Here is a 15,460-nt window from a genome sequence, read left to right as displayed (position 1 = left end):
AATGCCCAATAACAAATGACTACTGACAAGCAGCTACACGTCTCCACAAAAGAAAATCAGCATACATTGCAAAGACTGATTAGAGCAATCGCACTTTCTGAAGGTCAATTTGCCCTAATTTTAGTTCGGTGTAACTATGGGCAATTACGTGAGCAAATGTTAGAAAATATTCGCTCCATCACCAAAGATACTTATATCAGAGAAATCGTCCTCAATTTGTCAACAACTTCCTTACACAACACAATAGTCACAGAGCTATCCTTAGATAATCCTGCTGTCCTCACAGACTCTTTGCCAGCTGCTGTTATGGTTTTTGGTATTGAGTCAGCAATCGACCTAGAAAACTTACTTACAGGCATTAACCAAGCGCGAGATATATATGCCGCAACTTTTCCATTTCCAGTAGTGTTGTGGCTACAAGATGAAGTTGCATCATTGTTGTCCAGATTAGCACCTGATTTTAAAAGTTGGGCTGCAACTACGATTAAATTTGAAATGGCAAAAGCAGATTTAATTGCTTTGATTCATCAAGAAGCAGAATCTCTATTTGCCAAAGTTTTAGAAGCAGGTGCTGAAACATTTTTATCTAATGCCTCCCTAGATTTAGATCCTAAGTCTCAACACCGCCACGAAATAGAATCAGCCCGTAATGATTTGCTGCGTCTATATGGTGTTCAATTAACACCAGGATTAGAAGCTAGTTTAGAATTTGTGTTAGGACGAGATAAATATGCCAACGATCAAATTAATGGTGCTTTAGGCAATTATCAAAGAAGTCTAGCATTATGGCAGCAGGAAACGAAGAGAGTCGCTGAGTTGGAGAGTAATTCTTCTTTACCTCTCTCATGTCCTCACCCTACTCCTTCGTCTTTACTCAAGCAAGCAATAGTACTATTCCACTTAGGGCTGTGTTATCACCGCATGGCAGACCTACACAATAATAGTAATAGTAGGTATTGTGAACATGCTCTCTTGTGGTTTAAACAATGCCTGGACGTATTGGAGGAGGTACAAAGAGAAGACTTAGTTGCTAAATTTATTTTGCCTGCTTGTGAAATGCTGCAACGTTTACAAGCTTGGGACGACTTAAAAAAATTAGCTCAAAAGTCATTACTTCTAAATAAAACCTATGGAACTCCTGCACAAATTGCTCAAAATTATGGTTTTTTGGCAAATGTAGCAATTTCAGAGTCGAATTGGGTACTAGCTCATGAATTTGCGAATGCAGCACTTTCTATTTCCGAAGAAGCAACAGAAGTTTCTCTGCGAGATGCTTTGCGAACACGACGACAAGAAAGTTGGTATCTTCTGTTGCTTGCACGTACACAGCGACATCTAGGTGAATCAGAAGAAGCGATAAATAACCTAGAATGGGCGAGGGTAGTTTGTGAGCTACAACATCAGCCATCACTATATTTAGAGATTTTAGAGGAACTGCGATCGCTTTACTTTTTTGAGCGTCATAACTATACAGAAGCCTTTAAACTCAAGCAAGAAAAAATTCAGATAGAACATCAGTATGGGTTTCGCGCCTTCATTGGCGCAAGTCAGTTACAGCCGCAACGATCTAGAATTAACCCAGCATTGGAACCTCAAAAAATACCGTTTATTCCTGAAGGAGTTGCCCAAGAAATATCAGCTTCAGGACGACAGCAAGATGTCAATCGTTTGATTGAAAGAATTAGTCGTGCTGACTATAAACTTACAGTAATTTATGGGCCATCAGGCGTAGGTAAAAGTTCAATTCTCAAAGCTGGTTTAGTCCCAGCTCTGACAGGAAAAGTTATCGGAGAGCGCATTCCTATACCTATTGTTTTGTCTGTTTATACTGATTGGCTCACAGTCTTAATAAGCAGTCTCAACCAAGCACTGGCATACACAGGAATATCAGTTAATCCTGACTCTACATTCAATATACTGTTAGAAAAAATTCGTTTAGCAACCGAGCGCAACTATACAATAATTATCATATTAGACCAGTTTGAAGAATTGTTTTTTATTAGTAATCCTTCTACACAAAGAATTGAATTTTATCAATTCTTTAGTGAATGTTTAAATATTTCATTTGTAAAAATCATTCTTTCGTTAAGAGAAGATTACTTGCATCATTTATTAGAATTTGAACGATTGAGCCAAAAAAATAGTATTGGACTATATGATTTAGGTGTAATTAATAAAAATATTCTCGATAAGGACATTCGCTACTATCTAGGAAAATTCTCTAGTCAGGATGCTAACGCTATAATTCACAGTCTTACTCAACGTTCTCATTATGAACTGAGTGATGAATTAATTAACCGATTAGTTCAGGATTTGACAGGAGAACTAGATGAAGTACATCCAATTGAATTACAAATAGTTGGCGCTCAACTACAAATAGAAAATATTACTACCCTTGGACAATACAAGCTTTGCGGCGGCTCGGCAAAATTGGTTGAACGCTGGCTAGGGGAAGTGATCAAAGACTGCGGCCCAGAGAATGAAGAGTTAAGTTGGAAATTATTATTTGAGTTTACTGATGAAAAAGGGACGCGACCTTTAAAAACTAAAGCTGATTTAGCGGCTGCATTAATTAATAACCATGATATAGAAACAATATCAAGCTTTAACACAATTGGGGAACTGATTTTAGAAATATTGGTGGGTTCAGGTTTGGTGTTGCGAGTCAGAGAAGAATTAGGCGATCGCTACCAGCTAGTTCATGATTATTTAGTTGAACCAATTCGCCAAAAAAACAACTATGGTATGCTCGCCGAGTTTGAAAAAATCAAACTCGAAAAAATTAGAGCAGAAGTAGCCCAACAACTGAGTCAAAAGCAACTCAATTTGGTGTTGCAACGGCGACTGCGAGAAGCACGGTTTGTAGGTGTAGTGCTGGCAATCATGGGTGGAACAATAGCAACATTATGGTGGCAAGCCAACTTGCAAAAAACAGCAGCAATTCACCAGACTCTACGAGCTGAACGCAGTGAAACCAACTTGAGGATTAGTGGAATCACAGCTGCTAGCGAAGCTCTATTTGCGTCTAATAAAGAGTTTGATGCTTTATTAGAAAGTTTGCGGGCTTGGAGAGAACTGAAACAGGCAGATGGAGTGCAACCAGATACCCGAATGCGGGTGGTAACAGCCCTGCAACAGGCGGTTTATGGGGTGACAGAAGTCAACCGCTTAGAAGGGCACACTGATATTGTCTGGGGAGTAACTTTCAGCCCAGATGGTCAAACTTTAGCATCAGGTAGCCGAGATCAGACTGTGAAAATTTGGCATCCTGATGGTAGTTTACTCCAAACCCTCAAAGGTCACACTGATGCTGTTACCTGTGTAAGCTTCAGCCCAGATGGTCAAACTCTAGCGTCCGCCAGCCTCGACAAAACAGTACAAATCTGGAGTAAAAACCCGGTTACAGGTGAATTTGATCCCAAGCCATATAAAACCCTGAAAGGACATAAAGATTGGGTTTATAGCGTTAATTTCAGTCCTGATGGCGAGTTGTTAGCTACTGCCAGTAAGGATACAACCATAAAACTCTGGCGCAAAGACGGTACATTAGTAAAAACCCTGAGAGGACATCGAGGGTGGGTTAACTGGGTAAACTTTAGTCCCGATGGTCAATTAATCGCTTCGTCCAGCGATGACAAGACAGTGAAAATCTGGCGACGGGATGGTAGCCTGGTTACAACTTTGCAGGGACATCAGCAGGGTGTGACTGTAGCTGTTTTCAGCCCCGACGGTAAATTTTTAGCTTCAGCAGGTCGAGACAAGACAGTGAAACTTTGGCGGCGCGAAAATAACGACACTAAAAACAGTTTTGACTTTCGTCTTTACAAAAATTTACGGCAGCATAGCAGTACAGTATGGAGTTTGAGCTTTAGTTCCGATAGTAAAAAGTTAGCTTCCGCAGGTGAAGACAATACCGTAAACCTCTGGAGTATAACTGGTACTTTACTCAAAACCTTCAAAGGACACAGTGATGCTGTTGTTACTATCGCTTTCAGTCCGAATAACAAATTGCTGGCTTCAGGAAGTTTCGACAAAAGCGTGAAACTATGGAGTTTAAATGCCCCAACACCGTCTACTCTTCAAGGGCATCAAGATCGAGTTTTGAGCGTTACTTGGAGTCCCAACGGTCAGATGCTGGCTTCTGGTAGCAGCGATCGCACTGTAAAACTCTGGAAGAAATACACTAGTAATGGCGAGTTCAAAACTCGACTTTACAAAACTTTAATGGGGCACACAAGTAAAGTTCCTAGTGTCAGTTTTGACCCCAAGGGTAAAATGCTGGCTTCAGGAAGTTATGACAAAACCGTGAAACTTTGGCGGCTTGACGGTACTTTAATCATGACTCTTCACGGACATAGCGATAGTGTGATGAGCGTGAATTTCAGCCCCGATGGTCAGTTTTTGGCATCAGCTAGCAAAGATAAAACCGTGAAGCTTTGGAACCGTCAAGGTAAGTTACTCAAAACCTTAATGGGGCATCAGGGTTGGGTAAATAGCGTAAATTTCAGCCCTGATAGTCAGATTTTAGCCTCTGCCAGTGATGACCAAACTGTAAAACTGTGGAACCGTGAAGGCAAATTGCTCAAAACTTTTTCGCCCCATGACAGTTGGGTGTTAGGTGTCAGCTTTAGTCCCACTGATGAGTTGCTGGCTTCTGCCAGTTGGGATAACACAGTAAAACTTTGGCGACGGGATGGTACGTTGTTAAAAACCTTATTAAAGGGGTATAGCGATAGCGTCAACGCTGTAACTTTCAGTCCCAATGGTGAATTGCTTGCCGCCGCCAGTTGGGATAGTACAGTAAAACTTTGGAGTCATGAAGGCAAATTAATTAAAAGTTTGAATGGGCATCGTGCCCCAGTGTTAAGTGTCAGTTTTAGCCCAGATGGTCAAACACTAGCATCAGCTAGTGATGACAACACGATAATTCTGTGGAATTTAAACCTTGACGATCTGCTTGTTCGTGGTTGCGACTGGGTGGGTGATTACCTCAAGCACAACCGTAATCTTGAGGAGCGCGATCGCTTTCTTTGTAATGGCATACCCACTAAAAACTCTTTTTAATTATGAATTAAGTTGAAGCCTCAATGAGCAACCGCTCTTGGTTTAGCGGTTGATGAGGCGATCAGGGTTGTTAATTCAGAGCTAGAAAATAATTTTCGAGCTAATCAGCAAAGGAGCGATCGCTCTCTAAAACTTCACGGCTATTTTCTGGGGTAGCCTCTTGTGGCAAATTCGCTAGAAAAGCTTGTAGTCTCATACGCTCGATATAAGGCCAGCCTCCCTCAGACTCAATATCTTTTAGGAGTGAGTAAAGTTGCCGACGGTTAACAGGCAAACTCTCTTGAAAAACCCCATCTCGGATCTCTCTGTGTAACTGTTCCAATTGCCTAAGCATTGCCAAAAGAGCTACAGTCTCACCTTCACAACCCTGCACGGCATCATACACCACAGTTGTGATCGCTTGCAGTTTACAGGACAACTCCCCTGATTCCAGATTTTTGTTATGGTTCATGCCAACTTTTCCGTATAAATGAGGCCAACTCAAATTTACCGGAGATTTTTAATTTTCCCTAGTTTGCCAGTAGTTACTCTAGAGATTGAGCCCAGAAAATAAAGCTACTGTAGGCTTTTAGATGGTTTTTTGCTAGACTCACCGCCTTTGCTCTTCCCTGCACTTACCTAAGTAAGGGTTGAATATAACTAGATTTGTATCTTTATTAAAAGCAATTGCGATCGCTCCTAAAAGAGCGTAGTAACCTTTAGCATAGCCTCCACATCAGCTAGATGCGATCGGGACGAGACTTTGTTAATTAAGAGTACTTTGATTTTGAGTTAAAAAAAATCGTATGATCTGGCTAATTTACCCATCAAACAATGGGCTGTATGTAGTAGCGTCACATACATGATACAAAAAGACTTGGGCGACGCTGCTTTTGCAATTGGCAAAAGCAAAGTGCAAAGCAGACAACTCTCTTCGCACTCTTTGAGGCAAGCACTTATGCTGCTCTGTGTAGCGCTTACTCATCCCCCCGCCCAACTCTAACAAATGCCACCAACAGTAAAACTGCTGGTTTTTTGCCCCCTAGTTACACACATCCAAATAAGGATACAGTGTGCTACTTATTCTGGGGTTTACTCCCCAAGCTCAAGAGAACGACACGTTTAACTACGTTTAGCAGAGAAAAGTTTGACTGGCGACTTCCAGCCTATACGCCCTGACATTTGTTTCAATTCTGGTAATCAGAGCAACGCAGTGTCAGTTCGAAGATGGCTTTTCGTCAGAAATCAAAGCTTCGATGCAGTTTTACAACTTAGATATTAATTTTTGAGATTGAGGTTGACCATGAGGTATCGCGCTTTAATTGTTGCATTCTTGGCTTTGTGCCTGGGACTAATAACTGCTTGTAGTGATGCTCCTGCTACTAGTAGTAGAGATGTACTTACTTACGACCAAATTCGTGGCACTGGCTTGGCGAACAAATGCCCCCAACTAGCAGAAACAAGCCGTGGCTCCATTCCCATTGATTCTAGCCAGTCTTATGCCATCAAAGAACTTTGCTTAGAACCAACTAGCTTTTTCATCAAAGAAGAACCTGCTAATAAACGCCAAGAAGCAGAATTTGTTGCTGGCAAATTGTTGACTAGATACACTTCCACTATTGACCAGGTGCAAGGCAACCTAAAAATCAACTCAGATAATAGCTTGACCTTTGAGGAAACTGATGGTCTTGACTTCCAAGCCATCACCGTACAACTTCCTGGCGGTGAGCGAGTACCTTTCCTCTTCACCATCAAAAACTTGGTTGCTCAAACCCAACCCAGTTTGAGCAGTATTAACACCTCTACGGACTTTGAAGGCACTTTCAAAGTTCCTTCCTACCGTGGTGCTGCCTTCCTAGATCCCAAAGGTCGTGGTGTCGTCAGTGGCTACGATAATGCCGTGGCTCTCCCTGCCCAAGCGGATGATGAAGAACTTACCCGCACTAACGTCAAGCGTGCTGAAAATCTTAACGGTAAGATTTCTCTGCAAATCGCTAAAGTAGATAGTTCTAGTGGTGAAATTGCTGGTACTTTCGAGAGCGAACAGCCATCTGATACAGACTTAGGTGCTGGCGAACCAAAAGAAGTCAAGATTCGCGGTCTATTTTTTGCACGGGTTGAATCGACTCGTAGCTAAATTCTCTAGAGCTTAGATAACTGACCTGGCATTCAGAACTACAATTCTGAAAACATCAGGTTTGATCGCAAAAGTTAACTTCTTTGCCCACATTTTCAGGGCTGTTTCATTCCTATAAAAGCCTTACAGAGATGAAAAGAGACAAGAGAAGAATTATTCCTTCCCTTGTCCACAACTTTTCAAGAGGCTTTGAAAGAATGAAACAGCCCTGCCTTTTTTCAGGGTAGTACATAGGTTTCTGATAAAGAGGGAAAGTCTAAAGCCTAATATGCTTGGGTTAGTGATATTTTGCCCTGCAATATCTCCCCAGTACAACAAAGATCAATCTCGCACTTTGTTGTGTTTGCTTGCGTAAATATACATACTATTTTTCAAATATTATTAGTTATTTTTAATTGTTAGCTGAATTTAGGTTGAATGGACACGTAATTTTACTGTAAATCAAACTTTTACTATCTAACAAAATTCTGAATATTGTTGTTTTGTTTTTGGAAATTAGCTTCATCATTAATTAATTAAAGTTAAGTAAAATCTCGGTTTGATATTTAGTGATTAATTTTATATTTTATTTCTATGTAGTTCTAAAAATTAGCTACAGATTATCCCAAAGATAAATAACAAATTAAATACCAACTTCACCCATTTAAATTTTACGCGGTTGTCAAGCAATTCTATTGGGATTTTGCCTAAAACAAAAGTTGTTAATCCCATAGTAATTGCTATTACATATAGCGCGATATTCTGTTTAATATCGCACAATCGCAACTTAATTTAAAAGTGAGTAATTGATTGTTAATTTACTCAATAAGCACGGTGCTATGCCTACCACAGTCACCAATGAACTAAAACATGAAATTTGGCAGTTGTTGCGAGAATATCAGCAATCTCGGTCAGAAAATGTTCGCAATCAACTGGTAAAACTCAATTTTGGACTTGTGAGAAAAGAAGCTCACTACTGGACGAATCAATGTCATGAAACCTACGATGATTTGCTCCAGGTTGGATGTTTGGGTTTAATCAGAGCGATTGAAAAATTTGAGCTTTCCAAGGGACATGCCTTTAGCTCCTATGCTCTTCCTTATATTCGGGGTGAAATTCAACACTATCTCCGAGATAAAGGTGTCACCGTGCGAATTCCTCGGAAGTGGTTAGCACTCCAACAGCAAGCAATAGGAGTGTCACGTTCTTGGCGTGAAAAGCATAATCGCCAACCCACAGATACGGAATTAGCAACAGCGCTAGAAATTTCTCCAAACGAATGGCAAGAAATTAAGTTAGCGTGGATAAATCGCGCTCCCTTGAGTCTTGATGTGCCAATCCAAGATGGAGAAGAAGGTTCTACTTGTTTGGGAGAATTGGTTCCCGATCCTCACTATCGCAGCTTTCAATTGGCACAAGAAGACCAACTTCGCTTGCAACAAGCATTGGTTCAACTTGAACAACGCACCCGTGATGTGTTGGAATGCGTATTTTTACAAGATTTGACACAAAAACAAGTTGCAGAACATCTCGGGATAAGTGTCGTGACTGTTTCCCGTAGAGTCAAGAAAGGTCTGGATTTGATGAAACAGCTTATGGGTGTAGCAGACGATTAACTGCAAATAAACTAAATCCGCAGTTATGCTGGGCTGTTAGTGTTAAAAATAACCCTTGAAATGTAAAAAATTAGGTTATAAAGGTAACATACTTTGCCTTTGATACAAATTTTAGGCATGTATATTTCCATTTTTCAATTTTCCAATGGCTTTTGAGAACAGCTCATGGGCAGAAATTCAAAAATTACAATTGCAGCTATTTTAACCTTAGCGATCGCTGGATGTGCTTCTGAAGATACACAACAAGCCGTCAATCCTGCGCCGATTCCTAAAATAGTAGCAAAGTCCCCACTAACGGCTCAATCCTTTAAGAATCCAGTGATACCTGCCAAACAGGTTTCACAAGTTACTCCTGCATCTGTTAACTTGATTCAATCCACTAATCCTACAGAGCGGGCACCGTTAATTCTAGTATCAAAAGAGCGGACTGACCCGTTTGCCCAAATTTTTGGACAGACGGTTTCGGGAATGCCTAAAACATCCGGGACTGGAAAACCTGTTCCTATCTTGCCTAAGCTACCGACTGCATCGCTAGCAGGACGAAAACTTTCAACACCTCGCATAGCTTTAAATCAGAAGAAAAATATTGCTTCTGTACCAAAAAAAGTTAATTCTACTTTGACTTCAGTCTTACCTAAGGTTTTGCCTCAAGTTGTCCCCAACCCGACTTTAGTATCTGTATTGCCACCAGCAGCACAACCTGAGTTAGCAAGGGCAGTTATTGTGACTGGTGTAGTTCTAATTAGTAAGGAACCGCAGGCAATTATCAAAGTACCAGATGAGCCGACGAGTCGCTATGTGCAAGCGGGACAGCGATTAGCAAATGGCGTACTGATTAAACGGATTGAAATGAATGGAGGCTCTAACCCGATTGTAATTCTCGAACAATTTGGTATCGAAGTTGCCAAAATGGTAGGGGAAGGGCCTGTCAACTCAACACCATCAGCTACATCTGCTAATGGCAATCCTATTTCAGTGGCAACGCCCTCCTCAAATCCTCTTAATGTTGGAGCTTCATAGAGATGGAGACTAAGGAAAAAATTGAATTCGCTGGTTGTCCTTTAGCTGTCTATAGAGAGATAGCTGCTCATTTACGTCAAGTTGAAGGGGTAGAAGTGGATTTAATTCCCCAATCATCCCAACAGTTTGATTACAATCAAAGTCAAATTGGTGGTTTGTCCATTTCTTGGACAGCGAATTCTGGTTCACAAAATCGGCAACAAGTTAAGCAAATTTTGGCTTACTATCAAAATCGCTATAAAAATCCTATTTGATTTGTGAAAATTCAAGCCTCAGATTCCCGATTTCTTTAAGAAGTCGGGAATTTTGTTGTTCATAAATCAATACGGTTCAAAGCGCTACTTGTATAAAATCGTGGGTTTTTGAGACGCGATAAATAGCCGTCTCTACAAGTGTTTTGGTCTTATCTGAACTGTATTAGTTCATAAATGACCGAGTAGGACTATGGTGTATGACGACTGAATACCAATTATTTATTAAACTGCACAAAACCAAGCTTGGTGAAACTTGGGAATTTTGCCCCTTGTTTGGGAACAACCTCAGAGAAAATCTGTATTAGTACTGAGGTAATGGCTGAAGGATGTTGAGCTAGCAGAAAAATGTAAAAATCCTGTTTGGGGGTATGAAACGACAGTTGCAGATTGCGAGAGCCTTATTGCATCAACCGCAAATTCTGTTTTTGGATGAACCAACGATAGAACTAGACCCCCAAACCAGGCGAAGTCTCTAGGAAATTATTCAGTATTTAAATAAACAAGGAGACGATGCTACTGACGACCCGTTATATTGATGAGGTTGAATTTTTGTGCGATGCTTTTTGCTTTACCAAGCCAGGACGCATCGGTATTATGGATGGCGATAGGCTGATTTCTTTGGGAACTTTACAACAGCTCCGTTCTGTTAACGGAAAAGGTTTGTGATGAAGCAATTGGGTGTGTCTGAAGTGGAAAATGATAGCGTCCGTAGTTGAGAATATTTGTTTTTCCCATTTTTGGAAGCAGTAAATGTCTACTTAAACGAATAGCCCGATAAAATCGGAATGGTGGTGCGTCCCTATAATCTGGAAGATATTTTTGTGGAATTAACGGGACGCTAGTTAGATTAACCTCATCCTCCTAACTGCCGCAGCATAGCTTCTACTCTGTCCACTCCTTGTAAGTCATTGCGCCGCTTGTACAAGTCACGGGCTTTTTGAAGCAAGCTGTTGGCTTGTTTGGTTTGTCGTCGCTGTTTATACATCGAACCCATCAACTCATAGGTCTGGGCGTTGTTTTTATCCAAATCTATTGCTTGTTGGTATGCCCAAGTAGCAGCATTATAGTCTCCCATACGAGATTGGGTCACAGCTAATCCTAAATAGGCGTTAACGTTATTACGGTTTAGCTGTATGGCCCGACGGTAGCCTTCTTTTGCCCCAGCGGTGTCTCCCAAATTGGCTTTGATGTAACCCACAGCGTAATAAAAATCACTGTTGTTAGGGTTGATGGCGATCGCACGACGATAAGAAGTTAGTGCTGCCTGGTAATTTCCTTGTTGAGCGTATAGGTAGCCAATACCTGAATGGATTTTAGCATTTTTGGGATCTAGACTAGCTGCTTGCTGATAAACTGCGATCGCACCACCATAATCGCCACTATCTACTAACCTCCGTCCTTCTTCTAGTAGTTGCTTTAATTGTGGGTTTTTGGCTTGCGCCACTAATACCTGAGCTTGAGCTACTGAAGGTATGGTGAAGGCAAAACATCCTAGTAACACCACACTAAACACGAATGATGTTGGCTTGTACACAGTAAATTTCCTGAAATTTTAGAGGACTTTTTTCTTGTACATTAAAACAAAAATATGGATTTTTGAAAACTGTATTTATTCGTATGAATTTAGATGTTAATAGTTCATTCACTGTTCCTTTACATTCAGCACTCCATAAGAGAGTTTTGACTGAAGGATGAGTATAAGCTATCAAGGATCAAATAAAGTTATTCTATATAAAACAGTAGAACAGCAAAACGACACCTTTTTTATTCGGTATTTATACGCATTTATCGAAAAATATTAATAGGCACTTAACTTAATCCTATATCTTGATAGGTCAAGCTTACAGGGTTTGGTATTCATTGATGTTTATTATTTAATTTAATAATTTGCTGACTATATATAATTTTTAGTCTTTTATACTACCTTTTTAGAAGTCATCATCCCGGCATTAACATCTTTTTATGGTCATTACACGGTAAGATAAATTTAATCAGTCAAATGTTCCTTTAAGTCCTAGTTTTTGGTGAGGACAATACTAAAGCTGAAAGCGCAATCTCAAGTTGTGCGAAAGGATGTTTATTCAATCTATATTTTGTAATCAAAGTTACAACTTTCACGCATTTGGATAAACATTTGAATAATCAATATGTATATTATTTAGGAGGTTAATTTGTGATTATAACTACTACTGATGTAATTCAAGGAGCCGTGATTGAGTCATATTTAGGTATTGTGACAGCCGAAGTAGTCTACGGCAGTAATTTCTTACGGGATTTTTTGGCTGGTATTCGCGATATTATCGGTGGACGCACTGCTAGCTATGAGCGTCTATTTGAGCAGGGTCAACGCAAGGCATTAGAAGAATTAGAACAACGGGCACAACGTTTAGGAGCAAATGCTGTAATCGGGATTGAAATTGATACTGGCACAATTAATCTTGACCAATCAGGAGTTCTTTTGCTGATTACTGCCACAGGCACTGCTGTAAAAATGCGTTAGTTTTTATTGGCTATCTAAATTATTTTGTTAGAATTTTAACAAGTATTACAAGCTTTTTTACTAAGTTAAAGTCCAGTCAGATAGATTATTTTATTATGTCAGGAGATAAGTGTATTTTAATTTAAGTATTTTCCTGAAACATATTTAGAAAACTATTAAAAAATAAACACTTAATTATTGGATTAAATATTGTTAAATAAATTGGAATTTTATTACTAAAGATAGATTAAATAACTATTTCTATTGATAGATATAAAATTATATGATTTAGCTATTTAATTTTAAGCATAAAGATGAATATACCTCAGATAAAGTTTGCGGAAACAGTACTGGAGAACAGAAGCTATGTCATACGTAAATCGGACAGGTAATGAAGTTATTTCTACTGACCCTGTGGTAGCAGGGCGAGTAGCCGAGTATCATGACCTTGTTCGCTGGGGACCGATTATTTCGGGTTTACTTGTATCTTTAGCTACTCAACTAATTTTAAGCGCTATAATTGGTGCGGTTGCAGCAGGCACAGTTGAAGGTTCAGGTGCGCCCAGATCGATTGCTCCTAACGCTGCGGGTAATGCGGGACTTTGGTCAACTATCGCTTTGCTAATATCCTTATTTACTGGTGGTTGGGTTACAGCCCGTGCTTGTGGACCAATGAACCGTAATACCGCTCTTCTTAATGGTGCAATTCTTTGGGCAACGACTTTGGCAGTTAGCTCATGGTTGCTAGCAAGTGGAGTATCTGGGGCTTTTGGTGTTGCTGCTTCTAACGCTGGGGAAGTTATAAACCAGGTACAACAGCAAGGTGGTGTTAATGTACCACGAGCAAATATAAGTGCCCAACAAGCTCGTGATGCGGCTGCTAATTTGCGTTCGGGACTATGGTGGTTTGTGTTTGGTTCTTTGTTGGGTTTAATAGCCTCAATGATTGGAGCCGTAACTGGAGCTCGTAGTCCTAGGGCTAACAGTTACAATCCTTAAATAGTTGTTCGATAAACAAAATGTTATCAACTTTAAAAGCACTTTTTTAAGGTGCTTTTTGTTTATTATTTAAGACTGCCATTTGTAGCATTCAATTGATTCTGTTTTAACCAGATGTTTTTTCTCAAAAAGGAATTCATTATTTCACTATTTTTTACATACTAACTTTATAAGTAAATAGCAACTTTAGTTGTATATCCGAAGTTGAATACCAGTATAGGATGTTTCTTACTAAAGGAGCATGAATCTATAATATTTGAGTAGCTAAATTAAAAAAGTCAATGTATTAATACAAAACCTATATAGGGTTTTGTATTGCTAAAAAAGCAAGAGTTTTAGTTAATTACAAGGAGTAATATCATGGCAGACACAAGCAAACGTGGTTTTGCTTCAATGGATGATGACAAGCAACGGGAAATAGCAAGTAAGGGCGGACAAGCTGCCCATGAGAAGGGTACTGCCCATGAGTTTACATCTGAAGAAGCTCGTGAGGCTGGGCACAAAGGTGGTGAAGCTGTGAGTCAGGATAGAGAACACATGGCTGAAATTGGCCGTGAGGGTGGCAAGAAATCTCACAGTGGCAGTCGTAATCAAGATAGTGATGATGCTGATAGTGAAGAAAAAGGTACTCAAGGAGGCACACCAGAACAACATGCTGAGGCTGGGCGGCAAAGTCACAAAAATAAATAGACTCATCGCCTAGCATTTAAAAGATTCTCACTTTAGTATTGGGGTTTAGGACAATTTCCAACATATCCTATCTGTTAATATCCCGCTTCTAAGCAACAATAATGTTTTTTAGAAGCGGGATATTTTTTTCAAAGCCAATGAAATGCAAATACGACTACAGATCACCATTTAAGATATGAACTTTCAATGCCCTCTTCACGGCGGATTTTACCATCTTTTTCAAACCAGGCTATTATTTGCTGTGCTGTCAAATCTTCAATAACAACACCATATTCTTGGGCGATATGTTTCAACAGCTTAAGTGATGAAATTGTCAATCTTGTTAAAAACTTTTCTGGAGAAGATAACAACGCTGCGTCTACTTTGGCTGACTCTTCCAGAGTTAAAAATTGTGCTGATGGTTGCTGTGGTGGTACATCCATAAATGAAATGCTATCTCAAAGTTAGTTAGGTATTGGGCATAGGGCATTAGTTATTAAAAAAGGACAAATGACAAATAACTAATGATTAATGACGAACTTGTACTAAATAGCCACAACGATGTTCGCCATCAATAATCCAGTGGGTGCGCTCTACGGTACAATCTGGCAATACGGCTGCAAACATTTCTAGTTCGTGACCACAGATACTAGGAAAAGACTCGGCAACGTTAGAAATGGCGCAGTTATGCTCCATTAAGATGAAGCGATCGCACTCAAAGGAGTCATTTACATCAACAGCGTGATACTCAGCCATGAAGCCTTCCGCTTTTCTCAACTCTACTAAGTTGGCTACACGTTCTCGCAGTGAACCGCTACCGACGCGATCGCGGTATTCTTTAGCTTTACGCTGCCACTGTTTCTCTAAAATCGATTTAAATTGGTCGTGTCCTACCGTTTCGGCTAAGGTGTCTAGCAACGAAACCGCAAAATTTCCGCTTGCATCACCAAAGCGATCGCTCATTGTTCGATGCAAGCGATCGCGTCCTTGACGACTCAATTCATAAAGATGCTGCGGTCGCCCCATCCCCGCCGCCTGCACTGATGTTGAATACAAAACTAGCTCCTCCGTCTCCAAATCTTTGAGATGGCGACGAATCGCTTGAGGGGTAACGTCTAAAACTTCAGCTAGCTCCAAAGCCGTTGCTTTTTCGTGTTTGTGCAGATACTCAAGGATATCTTGCTTGGTTGAGGACTGGTGGGTAGTCGCCATCTTCATGTGGTGCGAGACGTTCAGCGAACATCACAAAAATTTTTTGGAAAAT

Annotated in this window: 12 protein-coding genes and 1 pseudogene; 9 read left to right on the top strand and 4 right to left on the bottom strand. The window is 40.2% G+C overall.

All coding sequences use genetic code 11. The features are described 5' to 3' along the window. Window positions 1-15: 15 nt before the first annotated feature. A complete protein-coding gene (locus FD724_RS18030) occupies window positions 16-5,064 on the top strand; it encodes a hypothetical protein (protein WP_179073562.1) in 5,049 nt (1,682 codons plus the stop codon). A 100-nt stretch (window positions 5,065-5,164) separates the two neighbouring features. On the opposite strand, the gene FD724_RS18025 is transcribed toward FD724_RS18030, so the two are convergent. Next, on the bottom strand, window positions 5,165-5,515 hold the full coding sequence (locus FD724_RS18025) for a hypothetical protein (protein ID WP_179073561.1): 351 nt from the start codon (window positions 5,513-5,515) through the stop codon (window positions 5,165-5,167). A gap of 831 nt (window positions 5,516-6,346) precedes the next feature. Here FD724_RS18025 and FD724_RS18020 point away from each other — a divergent pair. The 5 genes and pseudogenes from FD724_RS18020 to FD724_RS42095 form a co-directional block, all read left to right on the top strand. After that, the gene (locus tag FD724_RS18020; RefSeq protein ID WP_012411115.1) at window positions 6,347-7,180 is read left to right on the top strand and encodes a photosystem II manganese-stabilizing polypeptide; all 834 of its coding nucleotides are present in this window, start codon (window positions 6,347-6,349) and stop codon (window positions 7,178-7,180) included. Window positions 7,181-7,998: 818 nt separating this feature from the next. Further along, window positions 7,999-8,775, top strand: coding sequence for an RNA polymerase sigma factor SigF (locus FD724_RS18015; RefSeq protein WP_114086117.1), 777 nt, complete (start codon window positions 7,999-8,001; stop codon window positions 8,773-8,775). 165 nt (window positions 8,776-8,940) lie between these two features. Next, window positions 8,941-9,795, top strand: a complete 855-nt coding sequence (locus FD724_RS18010; RefSeq protein ID WP_179073560.1) for a hypothetical protein — start codon at window positions 8,941-8,943, stop codon at window positions 9,793-9,795. 2 nt (window positions 9,796-9,797) lie between these two features. After that, window positions 9,798-10,049, top strand: a complete 252-nt coding sequence (locus tag FD724_RS18005) for a hypothetical protein (RefSeq protein ID WP_179073559.1) — start codon at window positions 9,798-9,800, stop codon at window positions 10,047-10,049. A 347-nt stretch (window positions 10,050-10,396) separates the two neighbouring features. Then, window positions 10,397-10,891: pseudogene (locus FD724_RS42095) on the top strand (ATP-binding cassette domain-containing protein); the annotation flags it as partial. Window positions 10,892-10,902: 11 nt separating this feature from the next. Here the strand turns inward: FD724_RS42095 and FD724_RS17995 are convergent. Further along, window positions 10,903-11,583: a tetratricopeptide repeat protein gene (locus FD724_RS17995; protein WP_114086120.1), complete on the bottom strand. Its 681-nt coding sequence runs from the start codon at window positions 11,581-11,583 to the stop codon at window positions 10,903-10,905. 639 nt (window positions 11,584-12,222) lie between these two features. Between FD724_RS17995 and FD724_RS17990 the strand changes: the two genes are divergently transcribed. The 3 genes from FD724_RS17990 (at window position 12,223) to FD724_RS17980 (ending at window position 14,217) form a co-directional block, all read left to right on the top strand. Continuing rightward, window positions 12,223-12,549, top strand: a complete 327-nt coding sequence (locus FD724_RS17990) for a YbjQ family protein (protein ID WP_012411120.1) — start codon at window positions 12,223-12,225, stop codon at window positions 12,547-12,549. A 345-nt stretch (window positions 12,550-12,894) separates the two neighbouring features. Continuing rightward, on the top strand, window positions 12,895-13,527 hold the full coding sequence (locus FD724_RS17985) for a hypothetical protein (RefSeq protein ID WP_114086121.1): 633 nt from the start codon (window positions 12,895-12,897) through the stop codon (window positions 13,525-13,527). Between the two features lie 360 nt (window positions 13,528-13,887). Beyond that, window positions 13,888-14,217, top strand: coding sequence for a KGG domain-containing protein (locus FD724_RS17980; RefSeq protein WP_114086122.1), 330 nt, complete (start codon window positions 13,888-13,890; stop codon window positions 14,215-14,217). A gap of 161 nt (window positions 14,218-14,378) precedes the next feature. Here the strand turns inward: FD724_RS17980 and FD724_RS17975 are convergent, their stop codons facing one another. Further along, window positions 14,379-14,639 (bottom strand): hypothetical protein, encoded by a 261-nt coding sequence (locus tag FD724_RS17975; RefSeq protein ID WP_114086123.1) that lies wholly within the window; start codon window positions 14,637-14,639, stop codon window positions 14,379-14,381. 85 nt (window positions 14,640-14,724) lie between these two features. After that, complete coding sequence (gene sufR / locus FD724_RS17970; RefSeq protein WP_179073558.1) at window positions 14,725-15,408, bottom strand: iron-sulfur cluster biosynthesis transcriptional regulator SufR; 684 nt, start codon at window positions 15,406-15,408, stop codon at window positions 14,725-14,727. Window positions 15,409-15,460: the final 52 nt, after the last annotated feature.

Origin of the sequence: Nostoc sp. C057 (genome assembly GCF_013393925.1) — a bacterium.
GTDB classification, from domain to species: domain Bacteria; phylum Cyanobacteriota; class Cyanobacteriia; order Cyanobacteriales; family Nostocaceae; genus Nostoc; species Nostoc muscorum_A.
The sequence above is the reverse complement of the archived record's forward strand: the minus strand, read 5'-3'. Positions and strand labels throughout refer to the sequence as shown.

What these genes read in the sequence shown, in the direction of transcription:
- FD724_RS18030 (WP_179073562.1), top strand. Translation starts at nt 16, where the DNA reads ATGACTACTGACAAGCAGCTACACGTCTCCACAAAAGAAAATCAGCAT.
- FD724_RS18025 (WP_179073561.1), bottom strand. Translation starts at nt 5,515, where the DNA reads ATGAACCATAACAAAAATCTGGAATCAGGGGAGTTGTCCTGTAAACTG.
- FD724_RS18020 (WP_012411115.1), top strand. Translation starts at nt 6,347, where the DNA reads ATGAGGTATCGCGCTTTAATTGTTGCATTCTTGGCTTTGTGCCTGGGA.
- FD724_RS18015 (WP_114086117.1), top strand. Translation starts at nt 7,999, where the DNA reads ATGCCTACCACAGTCACCAATGAACTAAAACATGAAATTTGGCAGTTG.
- FD724_RS18010 (WP_179073560.1), top strand. Translation starts at nt 8,941, where the DNA reads ATGGGCAGAAATTCAAAAATTACAATTGCAGCTATTTTAACCTTAGCG.
- FD724_RS18005 (WP_179073559.1), top strand. Translation starts at nt 9,798, where the DNA reads ATGGAGACTAAGGAAAAAATTGAATTCGCTGGTTGTCCTTTAGCTGTC.
- FD724_RS17985 (WP_114086121.1), top strand. Translation starts at nt 12,895, where the DNA reads ATGTCATACGTAAATCGGACAGGTAATGAAGTTATTTCTACTGACCCT.
- FD724_RS17980 (WP_114086122.1), top strand. Translation starts at nt 13,888, where the DNA reads ATGGCAGACACAAGCAAACGTGGTTTTGCTTCAATGGATGATGACAAG.
- FD724_RS17975 (WP_114086123.1), bottom strand. Translation starts at nt 14,639, where the DNA reads ATGGATGTACCACCACAGCAACCATCAGCACAATTTTTAACTCTGGAA.
- sufR (WP_179073558.1), bottom strand. Translation starts at nt 15,408, where the DNA reads ATGGCGACTACCCACCAGTCCTCAACCAAGCAAGATATCCTTGAGTAT.